Below are 15,712 nucleotides of genomic sequence, written 5' to 3'. Positions count from 1 at the left end.
CTGCGAATCGAGAGTCAGAGCCCCAGGCGGAGCAGGAGCGGCGGAAGCAGGAGAAACAGAGCGATCAGCAAGGAGCTGATGGCGGCTGTCAGCACGGCGGCGGCAGCACAGTCCTTGGCGATGCGGGCCAAGGGGTGATAGCGCCGGCCAATGGCCAGATCCACCACCGCTTCCACCGCTGTGTTCAGCAGCTCCAACACCAGAACGGCAGCCACCGTAAGCACCAGCACGGCCAGGCGGATCAGATCCAGTTGCAGCCAGGTGGCTAGGCCAAACACCACCAGCCCCGTCACCACATGGATGCGGAAGTTGCGCTGGGTGAGGAAGGCGTAGCCGAGGCCCTGGGCCGCGTAGCGAAAACTCGAGGGCAGATCACCGGCGATGCGCCAGCTGCCCCCTCGTCGCATTGCGTTGGGCACCATGGCCACCTCCTCTGAAGCTGCGTCTGCGAAGGGTGTCCGGGGCGATTCAGTGGTCATCGGAACGGAACTCGGACTCCGCAGGGCACACGCCCGCTCCTCGAAGACTACCCGGCTTGTTCAGACCACCCATCCCCAAGAAGCCTCTCCTGCAGGGCCAGCATTGCGGCAAGGCTGTCTTCATCGGGATGGTCCCAGCCCAGCAGGTGCAGCAGGCCATGGCTAACCAGCCAGCGCAATTCCCGATTAAGGCTGTGCCCCTGCTCCTGGGCCTGACGCCTGGCGGTCTCCAGGGAGACGACGATGTCTCCCAGTTCGATGCTGGGGCCTTCCATCCAGTCGCCAGCGTCGTCGAGGGCGGCAAACGACAACACATCCGTGGGGCCTGTTTTCTGGCGCCAGGCGCTGTTCAAATCCGCGATGGCGGCGTCATCGGTGAAGCGCAGCCCCAGGCTGAGCTCCTCCGCCGAACGCACCAAGGGTGGGCAGGCGAGGCTTGCATCCCCACAGATGCCGTTGAGCCAGCGATCAAACTGCTGGAGCCAGACCGTTTCATCGAGCAGATCGATGCTGTCGGAGGGTTGCAGCGTCACCCCCTCACGATCCAGTGCGAGGTCGAGCTCCATGCCTAACCCGGCAGGGTCGGCCGCCCCAGCCAAGCCACAAGGGTGATGAAGCCGAGGAATCCCATGGCGGTAAGGCCGAAGTGGAACAGGCTCTTGCTGCCCTTGCGCACCATGTTCCGCATGGCCTGTTTGACGAAGCTCGGCGGTGGGGTGCTCTCGCTGGCCATGGGATCAGGAATCGGCATCGGCGCCGGGGCTGTCGACACCCTGGCGCAAACAGGCATCGATGAACGGGTCGAGGGCCCCATCCATCACCGCTTGCACATCGTTGGTTTCTTCGTTGGTGCGCAGGTCTTTCACCATTTGGTATGGCTGAAACACGTAGTTGCGGATCTGGTTGCCCCAGGCCGCCTCAACGATGTCGCCGCGGATGTCGGCGATTTCGGCCGCCCGTTGCTCCTGCGCGATCACCAGCAATTTGGCCATCAGCAACGCCATCGCCTTCTCCTTGTTCTGGAGCTGGGAGCGCTCCTGGGTGCAGCGCACAAACAGCCCGGTGGGGATGTGCAGGATGCGCACAGCCGTTTCCACCTTGTTCACGTTCTGGCCGCCGGCGCCGCCGGAGCGGCTGGTGGTGATCTCCAGGTCCTTTTCGGGAATGTCGAGCTTGACGTCCTCTTCGATCTTGGGCATCACCTCCACACCGGCAAAGCTGGTCTGGCGCTTGTCGTTGGCGTTGAACGGCGAGATGCGCACCAGGCGATGGGTGCCCTTTTCGTTGCGCAGATAGCCGTAGGCGTAGCGCCCTTCGATCTCGATAGTGCAGCTCTTGATCCCGGCTTCTTCACCTTCGGAGAGTTCGTCCACGGTCACCTTCATGCCGTGGTCTTCGGCCCAGCGGGTGTACATGCGCAGCAGCATCTGGGCCCAGTCCTGGGCGTCGGTACCACCGGCGCCTGCATTGATGCTGAGAACGGCTCCTTCCTTGTCGTATTCGCCGCTGAGCAGGCGCTCCAGTTCCCAGCGGTCCAGCCCCTGGCGCAGTTGGTTCAGCCCGTTCTGAGCCTCCTGCAGCAGGTCCTCATCGGGGTCCAGTTCGTAAAGCTCAAGGGTGGCCTGGGCGTCGTCGACAGCACCGCGCCATCCGGCCAGCTGAGACAGCTGGGCCTTCACCTCATCCAGACGCCGCATCTGCTTCTGGGCGTTCTGCTGGTCGTCCCAGAAATCGGGCTGGGCCGCGAGTTGTTCGAGATCCTGCTGCCTGGCGTTCAGTGCAGGAACGTCAAAGACAGTCCTGAGCATTGCCCAGGCGGTCGGTGAGCTCAGAGAGATCGCGTTTGAAGTCGGTGAGATCCAGCAAGGACTCGGTCCTGATCGGCCTCTGACGCTATCAGCGCAGTAGCTGCATAGGATCCGACCACTGGCATCACCAACGCAATGGCCAAGGTTGAGATCTACACCTGGCAGACCTGCCCGTTCTGCGTCCGAGCCAAGGGGCTCCTGGATCGCAAAGGGGTGAGCTACACCGAACACAGCGTGGATGGGGATGAGCCTGCTCGGGATGCCATGGCGGCGCGGGGCGATGGTCGCCGCAGCGTTCCGCAGGTGTACATCGACGATCGCCACATCGGTGGCTGTGACGATCTCCATGCCATGGATCGCGCTGGTCAGCTCGATGCGCTGCTGAAGGCCTGATCGATGCGCCAGCTGTTCGTTCTGGATCCGCTGGGGCAGATCAATCCTGCCAAGGATTCCTCGGCTGCGCTGATGCAGGCCGCCCATCGCGCCGGAGACGAGGTGTGGGCTTGCACGCCTTCCGATCTGATTGCGCGGGGCGATGAACCCCTCGCGATTGCCCTGCCGGTGACGCCGGAGCCCTGGATCACGGTTGGGGTGGCGGAACGTCAGACCTTGGCTGGGTTTGATGTGATTTGGATGCGCAAGGACCCGCCGGTGGATGAGGCGTATCTGTACGCCACCCATCTGCTGGAGGTGGCGGAGCGGGCTGGGGTGCGGGTGCTCAATCGCCCCAGTGCGCTGCGCAGCTGGAACGAAAAGCTGGGGGCCTTGCGCTTCAGCCGTTGGATGGCCCCCACTCTGGTGGCGGGGAGAGTCTCTGAACTGCTGTTGTTTGCCCAGGATCAGCAGGAGATTGTGCTTAAACCCCTGGGGGGTCGTGCCGGCCTGGGGGTGATTCGGGTCAACGGTCAGGCGCCAGGCCTCCAAGCCCTGCTGGAGCTGGTGACGGAGCAGGAAAGCCTGCCGGTGATGGCCCAGGCCTTTCTGTCGTCCGTGAGTGAAGGCGACAAACGCATCCTGCTGGTGGACGGCGATCCCCTGGGGGCGATCAATCGTCGCCCGTCAGCGGGGGAGTTCCGCAGCAACTTGGCTGTGGGTGGCCAGGCGGAGGCTACGGAACTCACCAAGCGGGAACGTCAGATCTGCGCTGCCCTGGCCCCGGCGCTGCGGGCGGAGGGTTTGTTTTTCGTCGGCATTGATGTGATCGGCGGCATGCTCAGCGAAATCAACGTCACCAGCCCCACGGGGGTGCGAGAAGTTGAGCGACTTATGAACCAGCCCCTTGCGGATCAGACGATCGAACGGTTGCGCGCGCTGGTCTGAAGTTCCAGCTGGTCCGCCAGCACCGCCAGCTTCAGCCCCACTTCCTGCAGCTCGCGCTCGGCCACAGATCCCCGCACCAGGCCGGCTCCGGCGGTGAGGTCCAGCTCGCAGCCGCGGGCGTGACCGCAGCGGATCGCCACCCGCAGTTCTGCGTCACCAGCGCTGTCGATCCAGCCAATCGGCGCTGCGTAACTGCCCCGTTCGAAGGGTTCGAGGGTGCGCAACCAGGCCATCGCGTCGCGTCGCGGCAACCCGGCAACGGCAGGGGTGGGGTGCAGCTGTTCAGCCAGCGCGAGTACGGGCTGAGCCTGGGTTTCGGCCGTGATCGGGGTATGCAGGTGGGTGAGGTTGCCGTGGCGGGCCAGTTGGGGCTGGCTGCGGCGGCGTGGGCTCAGTCCGTTGCGGCGTAGTTGGTCGGTGATCGTTTCCACCACTAATTCATGTTCGCGGCGATCCTTGTCGGAGCGCAGCAGCTGCGCTCCGGAATCTCCTTGCCCCGCCGTGCCGGCCAGGGCATCACTGCGTAGCCAACCGGCGCGCAGGCTGAGCAGTCGTTCCGGCGATGCACCGAAAAAGGCATCGCCGGTGTGACGCTGCCAGAGAAAACGGCAGCTGCCGGCCTGCTGCCGCCGCAGCCGCTTCAACAGCGGCAAGGGGTCGAAGGTGTCGGCCAGAACAATGCGGTGTCGCACCGCCAGCACGAGTTTGTGCAGGTCGCCGCTGTTGACCAGATCAATTCCGCGGGTGAGGGCTGCGGCGTAGCGCTGCCGCCACGTTTCCGGTTCCGTTGCCGCCACCAGCGCCTGGGGCTTGAGGGGGGTTGGAGTGGATGGCGTCTTGAGCAGCTGTTCGTGCTTGAGCCAAAGCTGTTCCGCCAGCTCGCGGCAGTCCGCTGCACTACTCGTAATCCCATTCAGCCGCAGCCACCCGATGCGTCCCTGACGGCTGAGTTGCCAGCGGGGCAACACGGCCTGCACCGATGGCACCACCGCTTCACTGCGGCGGCGCTCACTCACCTGATCAAAGAAGCGGAAGCGCAGCAGCACCCGAGGCCGCGCATGTGCTGGGCTGTCCACTGCCGTATCGTGAAGCCGGCTCAGGCAGAGGTCGGCGAAGCGCTGGGCCTGCTCAAAGCGACGGCTGCCGGCGAGCTCCAGTTCCTGGCAAGGCCCTGCGGCAGCCAGGCAGAGGCCCGGCGCGCTGTCCCACAGCACCTGCAGGCTTTCCTGTTCCGCCAGCTGCGGCAAGGCCAAAAGCGGGTCGATCCCCTCGATCGGCAGGGCCAGGCTGAGCAGCGCTTCATCGCCGTCACAGGCCAACCATCCCCGCTGTGCAGCGGAGAGGAGGGTGCTGAAACAAAAATCAGCCGACATCCGCGGCGTTTCCGGCCAGGGTTACTGCTCAAATGTATGAGTCTTCGCCCTGCGGGAACGGATCCTGTCCATGTCTGAGCCGCAGGCTGTCGCATCCCGTTACGCCGATCGGCGCCGTTTGTGGAAGGCAGCGATCAAGTGGCCGATGTATTCCGTCGCCGTGATGCCTGTGTTTCTGGCGGCTGGATGGCAGTTCGGGGTGGCGGGCTCCCTGCGCTGGCTGCAGTTGGGGGGCTTTGTGCTGGCGGCCATCCTGCTGTTGCTTTGGGAAAACCTCAGCAACGATGTTTTTGATGCGGCCACGGGTGTGGATGCCACCGGCAAGCCGCATTCCGTGGTGAACCTCACCGGCCGCCGGGACCGTGTCGCCCAGGGGGCGACCGCTGCGCTGGTGCTTGGGTTGCTGGTGATGGCCGGGTTGGCCTGGAACAGCAGCGGGGCGGCGCTGGCCCTGGTGTTGGTGTGCTGTGGCCTGGGTTACGTGTACCAGGGCCCGCCGTTCCGCCTGGGCTACCGCGGGCTGGGTGAGCCCCTGTGCTGGCTGGCCTTTGGGCCCTTTGCCACCGCAGCGGCCCTTGTGGTGCTGCAGCCCCGGGGGGCAGCATCGATTCCTTGGGGCACGGCCTGGATCTTGGGATCAGGCCCCGCCCTGGCGACCACCCTGGTGTTGTTCTGCTCCCACTTCCATCAGGTGGAGGAGGACGCTGCCCATGGCAAACGTTCGCCGGTGGTGCGTCTGGGCACGGCCCGGGCGGCAGCCTTGGTGCCCTGGCTTGTGGCCTTGACGCTGGCGTTGGAGTGGGTGCCCGTGCTGCAAGGGGACTGGCCTCCGACGGTGTTGTTGAGCGCTCTTGGTTGTCCTGCCGGTGTGCAGCTGATGCGTCTGCTCCAGCGCCACCACGACCGGCCGGAGCTGATCAGCGGCAGCAAGTTTTTGGCCTTGCGCTTTCAGGGCTGGAATGGTCTGGGGCTGAGTGCGGGCCTGGCTCTGGCGCGCGTCTGGACAGGCGGATGACGCTCCGACTGCAGCGTCGCCGCTTCCGCTTTGCCCTGCTGCAGCCGCTGCGCACCGCAGCCGGCGAGCTGCGGGAGCGCTGCGGCTGGTTGCTGCGGCTGGATGACGATCAGGGGGCCGTGGGCTGGGGCGAAGTGGCTCCGCTTCAGCAGCAGCAGTTCACGGCCTGCGAGCAGGCTCTCGCTGCGCTGCCGGACGAGCTTCCTCAGGCTCAGCTGGAGGCTGTATTGCGGGTGGCTCCAGGGCCGATCGGTTTTGGCCTTGGGGCGGCCTTGGCGGAGCTGCAGGGTGTGGTGGGTGCTGCTTCGCCCCAGGGCTGGCTCAAGGCTCCTGCCCCTGCGCTGTTGCTGCCGGCTGGTGAGGCCATGCCTGCGGCACTTGAGGCTGCTGCGGCATCGATGGGTGGCCTGGAGAGCTGCGCCTTCAAGTGGAAGGTGGCCACGGCGCCGGATGGCCTGGAGCGGCAGCTGCTCGAGCAGCTGCTCCAGCGGCTGCCGCCCACGGCCCGATTGCGTTTGGATGCCAATGGCGGCTGGGACCGCAGCACGGCTGAGGCCTGGATGCAGCGGTTGCGCGATGACCCGCGCCTGGACTGGTTGGAGCAGCCGCTGGTGGTGGAGGATCAAGCCGGCCTGGAGCAGTTAGCGGCGCTGGGGCCGGTGGCTCTCGATGAATCCCTTGACCAGAACCCGGAGCTGCGCCGCAGCTGGAGCGGCTGGCAGGTGCGTCGGCCCGCGCTGGAGGGCGATCCCCGCCTGCTGTTGCGGGAGCTGCAGGCGGGGCTGCCCCAACGGATGCTGAGCACAGCGTTTGAAACCGGTATTGGTCGGCGCTGGCTGGAGCATCTGGCCGGTCTTCAGGCCCAGGGGCCCACGCCGGCGGCACCGGGTCTGGCCCCCGGCTGGACGCCAGCGGGGCCGATGTTCTCCAACGATCCAGAGCAGGTCTGGGCTGCGGCGGCATGAGCGAGCTCAAGCGGCTGGAGCAGGGGCTTGCGGTGGGGCAGTGGATGCCCCTATCGCCCGAGGCGGAAGCGGCCCCCATCGCTCAGTTGCCTCCGGGCCCGGGGGTGCTGGTGCGCAGTGGTGGCAGCAGTGGCGGCAGCCGTTGCTGCGCCCAGCCGTCGCTGCATCTGGACCGTTCGGCCGCCGCCACCGCCCGTTGGTTGACGGGCATCGGCGTGGACCCCGCGTCCACCCTGCTGCTCAATCCTCTCCCGCTGGCCCATGTGAGTGGTCTGATGCCCTGGTGGCGCAGCCGCTGCTGGGGCGCGGGGCATCAGTCACTGACGCCGGGGTTGATGAAAACCCCCATCGAACTGCTCGCGTTCTGTCAGGGTTTGCCGGCTTGGGGCAAGAACCCTGCCGTGCTGTCGTTGGTGCCCACGCAGCTGGCGCGCCTGCTGGTCCATCCCGATGGGGTGGCCTTTCTGCAGCGGCTGCAGTTGATCTGGATCGGTGGTGCTGCTCTCCCGGCGCCGTTGGCGGATCAGGCGCGTGCCTTGCAGCTGCCGCTGGCGCCCTGTTATGGGTCGACGGAGACGGCGGCGATGGTGGCGGCGCTCCCGCCGGACCGCTTTTTGACCGGCGAGCCCGGGTGTGGGGACCCGCTGGTGGATGTGGAGCTGCGGCTGGCCGCTGATGGGGCGCTTCAGGTGCGCACCGATCGGTTGGCTTTGGGTTGTTGGCGGGCGGATCAGCCGGATCGGTGGGAATCGCTCGGGGATGGCGATGGCTGGTGGCGCTCCGGGGATCAGGCCGCGTTGACCCCAGGCCTCCAGATTGCGGGGCGAATCGATGGCGCCATCCACTCCGGTGGAGAAACCGTGTTCCCCGAGCAGCTGGAGGAGCGCTTGATGGTGGCGCTGCAGGCGGCATCGCTCCCGGTGAATGCCGTGCTGCTTCTTGGTGTGGACGATCCGCTGTGGGGGCAGAGGTTGGTGGCCCTGATTCGCTTGGAGGAAGGGCCCGTTCCCATGGATGAATGGTCTCGGCTGGAAGTTCGTTTTAGGGCGATGACGGCTTCATGGATGCCAGCTGAACGACCAATGGCTTGGCATCACTGCGCAGGGTTGGAGCCAACGGAAGCGGGGAAATGGCAACGCCAGCGTTGGAAGAACTGGTTGCAGTCGCAAGACTCTGCAGAAATGCCTTAAGTACATTGCTGTTCTGTTAAGAACGAGATCAGCAATAAGAAGCTCGCAGCTGGATTGCTAGGGATTTTTTTAGGCTCATTAGGTATTGATAAATTTGTTCTCGGTTGCAACAATGTCGCGATCGTCATGCTGGTTGTAAGTCTCACGGGCGGCCTTCTTGCTTGCGGTGTCGCAACGGGTTTGATGTCAAAGATTGGCTTACTTGAGGGCATAATTTATCTCACTAAGGCCACAGATGAGGTCCGTGAGTCTTATTTAGACTAGCAAAAGCCTTGGTTTTAGTGGTGAGCTATTTCGGTCGTCACTCGGCTTCAATGGCTGGCTTGTTTCTGGCGGCTGTGTTCAGCTTTGTTGCCTGCTCTGACACTGCTTAGTCTGGCTTTCACCCTCTGGTGAGGGCAGCCTGTCTCCTGCCGCTGCGATGAGCTGCGCTGATTTGGGCTTTGCAGCGTGCGCCCGATTAAAGGCTGCTGAGTCGTCCCATGCCGGAGGCCTCGAGCCAGAGATCGATCGCTTCAGGCAGAGGGCAGCGCTGGCGCGTGTTCGTGGAGATGGCGACATGCCGGATTAAGCCCCGGGCTACATCGATCTCATCGATTTGGAACCGGCTTCGTACTTCAAAGGAGCCCGGGTCGAGACGCTGCGGCTCGAGCAGAACCTGCAAGCAATCACCGCCGTGCACCGGCCTGACGAAATCCGCCTCGCAGTGCACCACAGGCAGAGCGATGTCAGGCCATGCGGCTTGCCCTCGGCAGCCTGGGAAGACTGATTCAGCTGCAATTCCGTGGCGCTGGAGACTGTCTTCCCAGGCCTCATGACACCAGCGCAGCAGCTGGTGAAAGTGCATCACGCCTGCAGCATCGGTGTCGCCAAAGCGGACGTGGCGCTTGAGTTGAAGCCAGTGGTCGGGGGAGGGCACGGACTGTTGCGTTGGGATGGAACGGAATGTGTTCGATTCTCAATCTTGATCAAGGCTTCATCCGTGTGCGGGGAATCCGAGACCTCCCACAAATCCAAATCCGTAGCTCAGTCTCAACCGAACGATCCAGTAGGCGACCAGTGCAATGCCTATGCCGATGAAGGCTTTGCTTCGCGGCTGGGGTGGAACAGTCGGCGTTGATGGAGCGCGACTGCACTCCACAAGACCAGACCTCCGGCAACAACTGGGCCGAAGAGATGCCACTGCAATGAGCTGCTCAGGCCAGGCGGGCCTGGATGCAGTCACTTGATCCATAGCGCACCAGTGAAAGTCGCGGGCAGTGGGTATCCGGTGTATTGCAACCGCCGTAGAAACCGGTTCAGAGATCAGCGATCCACCGATCCCATGATCACGTCGATGGAACCGAGTATGGCCATGATGTCCGCCACCTTGTGCCCCTTGAGGATGTGGGGAAGGATCTGCAGGTTGTTGCTGTCGGCAGCACGGATCTTGAAGCGCCAGGGAGTCACGTCGTTGTTGCCCTGGATGAACACGCCGATCTCGCCCTTGCCTGATTCCAGCCGGGTGTAAAGCTCGCCGTTGGGGATCTTGAAGGTGGGCGCCACCTTCTTGGCCACGTACTGGAAGTCAAAGCCTGCGGCGTCGCTGCCCTTGCCTTCGTTGAGACGCTTGGCCTCAAGGTTTTCGGTGGGGCCGCCGGGGATCATGTCGCAGGCCTGGCGCAGGATCTTGAGCGACTGGCGCATTTCTTCGATGCGCACGCGATAGCGGGCGTAGCAGTCGCCTTCCTGCTCCCAGGCCACCTGCCAGTCGAAGTCGTCGTAGCACTCGTAGTGATCTACCTTGCGTAGATCCCAGGGAACACCGGAGGCGCGAAGCATCGGGCCGGAGAGGCTCCAGTTGATGGCGTCTTCCTTCTCGATCGTTCCCAGGCCTTCAATCCGGCGCCGGAAAATCGGGTTGTTGGTGATCAGCTTTTCGTATTCATCAATCTTGGGGCCGAACCAGTCGCAGAAATCACGGCATTTCTCCAGCCATCCCCAGGGCAGGTCAGCGGCGACGCCGCCAATGCGGAAATAGTTGTTGTTGATCAGCCGCTGGCCGGTGGCGGCTTCCCAGAGGTCATAGATCATCTCCCGCTCGCGGAAGATGTAGAAAAACGGGGTCTGGGCTCCCACGTCCGCCAGGAATGGTCCAAGCCAGAGCAGGTGGTTGGCAATGCGGTTGAGTTCCAGCATCAGCACCCGGATGTAGCTCGCCCTCTTAGGTACTGGGATGTTCGCCAGTTTTTCCGGGGCGTTCACTACGATCGCTTCGTAGAACATCCCTGCCGCATAGTCCATGCGGCTGACGTAGGGCACGAACATCACGTTCGTGCGGTTCTCGGCGATTTTCTCCATGCCGCGATGGAGATAACCGATCACCGGTTCGCAGTCGACCACGTCCTCACCATCGAGTGTGACCACGAGCCGCAGCACCCCATGCATTGAGGGGTGGTGAGGCCCGAAGTTCACCACCATGGGCTCCGTGCGCGTTTCCAGCTGCGTCATGGGAGCGGTGGTCCGATCAGTGTGTAGATCTTAAGGAGTCTTCCCCTGTGGCTTGTGCCCCCCTTCAGCCATGAGCCTGTTCTGGCCGATGCGGTGCTGGATGCGGCCCGGCAGATCCCGCGTCCGGATGGTCTGTTGATCGATGCCACTCTCGGCGGCGGCGGCCACAGCGCCCGATTGCTGCAGCAGCATCCGAGCCTGCGCCTGATCGGCTTGGACCAGGACGCTACGGCCCGGGCTGCGGCGGCGGAGCGTCTGGCCCCCTTCGGCGCTCGCGTCTCGATCGTGGCCACCAACTTTGCCGACTACGTGCCGCCCGAGCCCGCCGTGATGGTGTTGGCGGATCTGGGGGTGAGCAGCCCGCAGCTGGATGTGGCGGAGCGGGGCTTCAGTTTTCGCCTGGATGGTCCCTTGGACATGCGGATGAATGCCAGCGGTGAAGGTGAGACCGCGGCTGAGCTGATTGATCGCCTGGAGGAGAACGAGTTGGCAGATCTGATCTATGGCTATGGAGAGGAGCGGCTCTCCCGCCGCATCGCCCGGCGGATCAAAGCCGACCTTAAGGACAAGGGCTCCTATGAGGGCACCGCGGCCTTGGCCTACGCGGTGGCTGGTTGCTATCCCCCAAAGGCGCGGCGGGGGCGGATTCACCCCGCCACCCGCACCTTCCAGGCCCTGCGTATTGCGGTGAATGATGAGCTTGGGGTGCTGGATCGGCTGCTGCAGCAGGCTCCTGACTGGCTTGAGCCCGAGGGCTTGCTGGGAATCATCAGTTTCCATTCCCTGGAAGACCGCCGCGTCAAGACCGCTTTCCTGCGCGATGAACGCCTGAAACGGATCACCCGCAAGCCTGTCGTGGCCACCGAGCAGGAGGAAGAGGCCAATCCCCGCAGTCGCAGTGCCAAATTGCGGGTGGCCCAGCGTTTGAACCCTGTTTAGCGACCGCTGAGGAACCCGGCGGCAGTTGCGGCGTCGGTGATCGCTGTGATGGCCTGATCCACGTCGGCGGCTTTGGTCTCGCGCCCCAGGCTGAGCCGCAGAGAGGCTTCGGCTTCAGCGCGCGAGCGGCCGATCGCTTGCAGCACGTGGGACGGGGCACCGTTGCTGCAGGCGGAGCCACTGCTGCAGGCCAAGTGGGGGCGCAGGGCCCGGTGCAGGCGGCTGCCGTTCACCCCGGGCAGGCTGATGTTGAGGTTGTGGGGCAGTCGTGGGGCCATGGCTCCATTGAGCAGCACGCCAGGGAGGCGTTGCTGCAGGCCTTCCCAGAGCTGATCGCGCAGCTGCTGCAGCCGGCTGTTCCGTTGATCCCGCTCTTCCAGCGCCATGCGGGCGGCGGCGGCAAAGCCCACGATCAAGGCGGTGGGCAGGGTGCCGGCCCGGAGCCCCGCTTCCTGGCCGCCCCCCCATTGCAGCGGTTCGATTGCGATGCCCTCTCGCAGCACCAGGGCTCCGATGCCCTTGGGCCCGTAGAGCTTGTGGGCACTGAGGCTGAGTAGGTCAACCCCCAGGGCATCAGGGTTCAGTGGCAGCGTCCCGAAGGCCTGGGCCCCATCGCTATGCAGAGTGATGCCATAAGACTGGCAGAGGGCACCCAGCTGTTCGAGCGGTTGAAGCACGCCGATTTCATTGTTGGCCGCCATCACGCTCACCAGCCGCGTTTCGGTAGTAATCGCCTCCTCCAGCTGCTCGGGGCTGATCAGTCCATCGGGGCTCGGGGTCAGCAGGGTGACGCTGAAGCCTTCCCGTTGCAGTTGCCGGAGCGGATCGAGCACGGCGTGGTGTTCGGTGGCCACGCTGATCAGATGGCCTCTCCCCAGGGCGCGGGCATGGCCCAGCAGCGCCAGGTTGTTGGCTTCGGTTGCACCACTGGTGAACACCAGCCGTTCCGGCTTCACCCCTAACGCCTCCGCCAGCTGGCGCCGCGCCAGCTTCACCGCTGCAGAGGCGCTGAGACCTAGCCGATGCTGGCGGCTGGAGGGATTGCCCCAGTCCGCACTCCAGAAAGGCGCCATCGCCTTCACCACCTCGGCCGCACAGGGGGTGGTGGCCTGGAAATCAAAGGCGAGAGCCGAGCCGCTCAGGACGATGCAGGCAGATGTTGCGATCATGGTGCTGCATTGCGAATGGCACTGGCATGGGTCTGCGATTGCCAATGGCTCTGCTGGGCCTGGGCGGGCTGGTGTGCCTGCAACCCGCCAATGGCCTCGATCGTGAGCAGGTGCTGGAGCAGATGCGGCGATCGCGGCCAGCCGATCTCAAGGTGCTGATCGAACGCCCGGCCCCCGTCGGCACCCTGTCGATCGGGATTTATGCGGTCAAGCCAGCCCCGTTCAATCCCGACACCCGCAGCTACAGCTTGTGGGAGGAGTCGGCGTCGGATCTGAACGTCTACGTCGAGAGCGTCAATTGCTCCACCAAGAAGCCTTTCCGGGTGAAACGCACGCCGTCGATGGTCTACGTGCGCACCCTCAATCCCGGCGGTCCGATCACCGACGTGAACCGGGAGGATCACCTGGTGTGGTGGGCGGCTTGCGTGCCGGAGGTGGCGGGAACCGACCCTGCCACGTTGCGTCAGAAGGCCCTGGGTCTGGGCTTTTCCACCCTGATTCCCGAACAGCAGGAGCAGTTACCCGCACTGGCCCGTTGAGCGTGCTCTCCATAAATTGCGGCCAGAGCGATTCCAGCCATGAGCGACGCGCCCACCCCCACCGCAGAATCCGCAGAGGCCGCGGCGCTCGCCCCGCGCCTGTTGCTGGTTGACGATGAGCCGGGTCTGCGCACGGCTGTGCAGGCCTACCTGGAAGACGAAGGCTTTGAGGTGACCACCGCGGTGGATGGGGAGGAAGGATTCGCCAAGGCGCAGCAGATGCTGCCGGATGTGGTGATCAGCGACGTGATGATGCCGCGGCTCGATGGCTATGGCCTCCTGCAGAAGTTGCGCGCCGATGAAAGGCTTGGCGGCACCCCGGTGATCTTCCTCACCGCAAAGGGCATGACGGCGGACCGCACACAGGGCTATTTGGCCGGGGTGGATGACTACATCCCAAAGCCGTTCGATCCCGATGAGCTGGTGGCGCGGGTGCGCAATGTGGCCCAGCGCCAGCAACGGCTGCTGCAGGAGGCGGCGCGCTTCGCTGATACCGATATGGGCCAGATGGCCAAGCAGATCACCGAGATCCGTTCGCTGTTGGCCCAGGCCGAAGCGTTGCCCTCCACCGAGCCGGTGGTGCACAGCTTCACGCCGCGGGAGGCGAGTGTGCTGCAGCTGGTGGCGGAAGGATTGATGAACAAGGAGATTGCCCGGCAGCTGGAGACGTCGATCCGCAATGTGGAGAAGTACGTGAGTCGGCTGTTCAACAAGACGGGCACCTCCAGCCGCACGGAACTGGTGCGCTATGCCCTGGAGCATCGGCTGGTGACTTGAAGGTTGGTTGGCGCGAGGCGGCGTTCAACGACGGTTGGACCTACCGCGACCGGGTGCCGCGGGCCGATGCTGGACTGCTGGTAAGCGAATGGCTAGCGGATCGCTATCGCCACTCCGATAGGGCGGTGTGGCAGCAGCGGATCGCCGCCGGTGAGCTGGATTGGAACGGAGCGCTGCTTACCGGTGATCGAGCCTTGCATGGCGGTGAGACCCTCTTTTGGCGGCGTCCGCCCTGGTTGGAGCAGGCGATCCCCGATCAATGGGAGACGATTCACGACGATGGCGACCTGTTGGTGATCAACAAGCCTTCCGGTTTGCCGGTGATGCCCGGTGGTGGCTTCTTGCGCCACACGCTCACGGCCCTGCTTGAACACGCTGGGGCCCTGCCCGTGCACCGCCTGGGGCGCTTCACCTCTGGTCTGCAGGTGTGTGCCCGCACCCCGCAAACCCGCGCCCTCTGGTCAAAGCAGTTCCGGCCCGACGGCGGTTGCCGCAAGGTTTATCAGGCCTGGAGCCAGCAGGTGCCCGGGTTGGAGTTGGGGCAGTGTTTGACGGTGAGCAGTGATGTGGTGGAACGGCCGCATCCGCTATTGGGCTGGATCTGGGGGCCGGAACCGTTCGACGATGTGCCGATCCGCAAACGGCTCTCAGCCCACTCCGAGCTGGAGCTGTTGGAGCGCACGGCCGGTGGTGATCGCCTGCAGGTGACGATCACCACCGGCCGGCCGCATCAGATCCGTATTCATCTGGCGCAGCTGGGCAGTCCGCTGCTGGGGGATCCGCTTTATCTAAATAATCGCGAGATTTCAGAAAGCTCAACCCCCGGGGATGGTGGTTACCGCTTGCATGCCTGGCGGCTTTCGGATCTCCCTAACTTGAGGGAGATCAATCTCCAGGTGGATCCCCCAAATGAGGGAGATCAGGCCTTGCGAAACTCGATCAGGCGAGAGAAATAGAAGGGTGCCTTGTTCAGGCTGCGGTGTACCAGCTTGAAGCCACAGGCCTCCGCTGCTTTCACGATGCCGTCTTCCTTGAGGGTGTAGGCCCGGGTGGTTTTGCTGGGGCCGGGGAACAGCTGGCCGATGCCCTTCAACAGCGCCAGCAGCGGGGTGTAGGGCGCAAAGCTCACGATCAGCCGCTCTTCGGTGAGGCTGCAGAGGTGCTTCACCATCTCCTCGGCCGGTTGCTGTGGGTAGTGAATGAACACATCCAGGCAGCACACCGTGTGGAAGGAGCCGCTCAGGCTTTCCAGGTCGCTGGCGAAGAAGTTCAGCTTGGCCATGTCGAGGCCAGCTTCGCGGGCGCGGCGCTCGGCTTCCTGGGCCATGGCCTCGGAAATGTCGCTGGCGCTGATCGAACCCGCCCCCATCGCCGCCAGCGGCAGGCTCAGGCTGCCCACACCGCAGCCGGCGTCGCAGAAGCTCGCCTGGCTGACTTCTCCGCTCTCCTTGATCCACGCCAGCACTTCATCCACGGTTTTCTGGTGACCGATGCGGATGTTGCGCTGCACCTTGTTCACGTCATCGCTGTTGCTGTAGATGCGGTTCCAGCGGTCGAAACCCGTGGTTTCGAAGTAGCCCTTAACCTCCTCCTTCTCGGCCTGTTTCTGCTCCAGCAGTTGATCGGGGGCCATGGCGGAAGAGTTTGC

At 64.2% G+C, this 15,712-nt stretch carries 19 protein-coding genes; 10 read left to right on the top strand and 9 right to left on the bottom strand.

Annotated elements, in window-relative coordinates:
- Positions 1-14 precede the first annotated feature (14 nt).
- From Syncc8109_RS10400 to prfB, 4 genes are all read right to left on the bottom strand, one after another.
- Positions 15-422 (bottom strand): diacylglycerol kinase family protein, encoded by a 408-nt coding sequence (locus Syncc8109_RS10400; RefSeq protein WP_232202501.1) that lies wholly within the window; start codon positions 420-422, stop codon positions 15-17.
- A 104-nt stretch (positions 423-526) separates the two neighbouring features.
- The gene (gene ybeY, locus Syncc8109_RS10395) at positions 527-1,045 is read right to left on the bottom strand and encodes an rRNA maturation RNase YbeY (RefSeq protein ID WP_006851932.1); all 519 of its coding nucleotides are present in this window, start codon (positions 1,043-1,045) and stop codon (positions 527-529) included.
- 2 nt (positions 1,046-1,047) lie between these two features.
- A complete protein-coding gene (locus tag Syncc8109_RS10390; protein WP_006851191.1) occupies positions 1,048-1,230 on the bottom strand; it encodes a DUF3285 domain-containing protein in 183 nt (60 codons plus the stop codon).
- A protein-coding gene (prfB, locus tag Syncc8109_RS10385) for a peptide chain release factor 2 (protein ID WP_156915530.1) occupies positions 1,217-2,345 on the bottom strand; the annotation gives its coding sequence in 2 pieces (ribosomal slippage) (positions 1,217-2,269 and positions 2,271-2,345; 1,128 coding nt in all). The genes Syncc8109_RS10390 and prfB overlap by 14 nt, the downstream gene beginning before the upstream one ends.
- Positions 2,346-2,422: 77 nt before the next feature.
- Between prfB and grxC the strand changes: the two genes are divergently transcribed.
- Entirely contained in the window at positions 2,423-2,680 is a 258-nt protein-coding gene (gene grxC / locus Syncc8109_RS10380) for a glutaredoxin 3 (protein ID WP_006850202.1), read from the top strand.
- Between the two features lie 3 nt (positions 2,681-2,683).
- Positions 2,684-3,607 (top strand): glutathione synthase, encoded by a 924-nt coding sequence (gshB, locus tag Syncc8109_RS10375; protein WP_006850936.1) that lies wholly within the window; start codon positions 2,684-2,686, stop codon positions 3,605-3,607.
- Here the strand turns inward: gshB and Syncc8109_RS10370 are convergent.
- Entirely contained in the window at positions 3,574-4,980 is a 1,407-nt protein-coding gene (locus Syncc8109_RS10370; RefSeq protein ID WP_006850736.1) for an isochorismate synthase MenF, read from the bottom strand. The genes gshB and Syncc8109_RS10370 overlap by 34 nt on opposite strands.
- 70 nt (positions 4,981-5,050) lie before the next feature.
- On the opposite strand from Syncc8109_RS10370, the gene menA reads away from it, so the two are divergent.
- The 4 genes from menA to Syncc8109_RS10350 are packed head-to-tail and all read left to right on the top strand — an operon-like array spanning position 5,051 to position 8,414.
- Positions 5,051-5,995 carry a 2-carboxy-1,4-naphthoquinone phytyltransferase gene (menA, locus tag Syncc8109_RS10365; RefSeq protein WP_006851806.1) on the top strand — a complete coding sequence of 315 codons (945 nt, stop codon included), beginning with the start codon at positions 5,051-5,053 and terminating at the stop codon, positions 5,993-5,995.
- Positions 5,992-6,960, top strand: coding sequence for an o-succinylbenzoate synthase (menC, locus tag Syncc8109_RS10360; protein WP_006849840.1), 969 nt, complete (start codon positions 5,992-5,994; stop codon positions 6,958-6,960). Before menA ends, menC begins: the two co-directional genes overlap by 4 nt.
- Positions 6,957-8,150: an AMP-binding protein gene (locus tag Syncc8109_RS10355; RefSeq protein WP_006850008.1), complete on the top strand. Its 1,194-nt coding sequence runs from the start codon at positions 6,957-6,959 to the stop codon at positions 8,148-8,150. The genes menC and Syncc8109_RS10355 overlap by 4 nt, the downstream gene beginning before the upstream one ends.
- A 27-nt stretch (positions 8,151-8,177) precedes the next feature.
- The gene (locus Syncc8109_RS10350; protein WP_045172821.1) at positions 8,178-8,414 is read left to right on the top strand and encodes a TM2 domain-containing protein; all 237 of its coding nucleotides are present in this window, start codon (positions 8,178-8,180) and stop codon (positions 8,412-8,414) included.
- A gap of 196 nt (positions 8,415-8,610) precedes the next feature.
- Here Syncc8109_RS10350 and Syncc8109_RS10345 read toward each other — a convergent pair whose 3' ends face one another.
- Entirely contained in the window at positions 8,611-9,069 is a 459-nt protein-coding gene (locus Syncc8109_RS10345; protein ID WP_006851920.1) for a thioesterase family protein, read from the bottom strand.
- Positions 9,070-9,455: 386 nt separating this feature from the next.
- On the bottom strand, positions 9,456-10,640 hold the full coding sequence (locus Syncc8109_RS10340) for an NAD(P)H-quinone oxidoreductase subunit H (protein WP_006851474.1): 1,185 nt from the start codon (positions 10,638-10,640) through the stop codon (positions 9,456-9,458).
- A gap of 54 nt (positions 10,641-10,694) precedes the next feature.
- Between Syncc8109_RS10340 and rsmH the strand changes: the two genes are divergently transcribed.
- Positions 10,695-11,579, top strand: coding sequence for a 16S rRNA (cytosine(1402)-N(4))-methyltransferase RsmH (rsmH, locus tag Syncc8109_RS10335; RefSeq protein WP_006850921.1), 885 nt, complete (start codon positions 10,695-10,697; stop codon positions 11,577-11,579).
- Here the strand turns inward: rsmH and Syncc8109_RS10330 are convergent.
- Positions 11,576-12,748: a cysteine desulfurase family protein gene (locus Syncc8109_RS10330; RefSeq protein ID WP_006852038.1), complete on the bottom strand. Its 1,173-nt coding sequence runs from the start codon at positions 12,746-12,748 to the stop codon at positions 11,576-11,578. The two genes, rsmH and Syncc8109_RS10330, sit on opposite strands and share 4 nt — an antisense overlap.
- A 26-nt stretch (positions 12,749-12,774) precedes the next feature.
- Here Syncc8109_RS10330 and Syncc8109_RS10325 point away from each other — a divergent pair, with 26 nt between their 5' ends.
- From Syncc8109_RS10325 to Syncc8109_RS10315, 3 genes are read left to right on the top strand one after another with little or no spacing between them, the layout of a single operon-like run.
- Entirely contained in the window at positions 12,775-13,287 is a 513-nt protein-coding gene (locus tag Syncc8109_RS10325) for a hypothetical protein (protein WP_006850504.1), read from the top strand.
- A 39-nt stretch (positions 13,288-13,326) separates the two neighbouring features.
- Positions 13,327-14,064 (top strand): response regulator transcription factor, encoded by a 738-nt coding sequence (locus tag Syncc8109_RS10320; protein ID WP_006851185.1) that lies wholly within the window; start codon positions 13,327-13,329, stop codon positions 14,062-14,064.
- The gene (locus Syncc8109_RS10315) at positions 14,061-15,020 is read left to right on the top strand and encodes an RNA pseudouridine synthase (RefSeq protein ID WP_025362558.1); all 960 of its coding nucleotides are present in this window, start codon (positions 14,061-14,063) and stop codon (positions 15,018-15,020) included. Before Syncc8109_RS10320 ends, Syncc8109_RS10315 begins: the two co-directional genes overlap by 4 nt.
- Here Syncc8109_RS10315 and bchM read toward each other — a convergent pair.
- Positions 14,984-15,697: a magnesium protoporphyrin IX methyltransferase gene (gene bchM / locus Syncc8109_RS10310; protein WP_006851433.1), complete on the bottom strand. Its 714-nt coding sequence runs from the start codon at positions 15,695-15,697 to the stop codon at positions 14,984-14,986. The two genes, Syncc8109_RS10315 and bchM, sit on opposite strands and share 37 nt — an antisense overlap.
- Between the last annotated feature and the right edge of the window lie 15 nt (positions 15,698-15,712).

Source organism: Synechococcus sp. WH 8109 (genome assembly GCF_000161795.2).
Lineage (GTDB): Bacteria > Cyanobacteriota > Cyanobacteriia > PCC-6307 > Cyanobiaceae > Parasynechococcus.
Note: the sequence above shows the minus strand (reverse complement) of the source record. Positions and strands in the feature narration are given on the sequence as shown.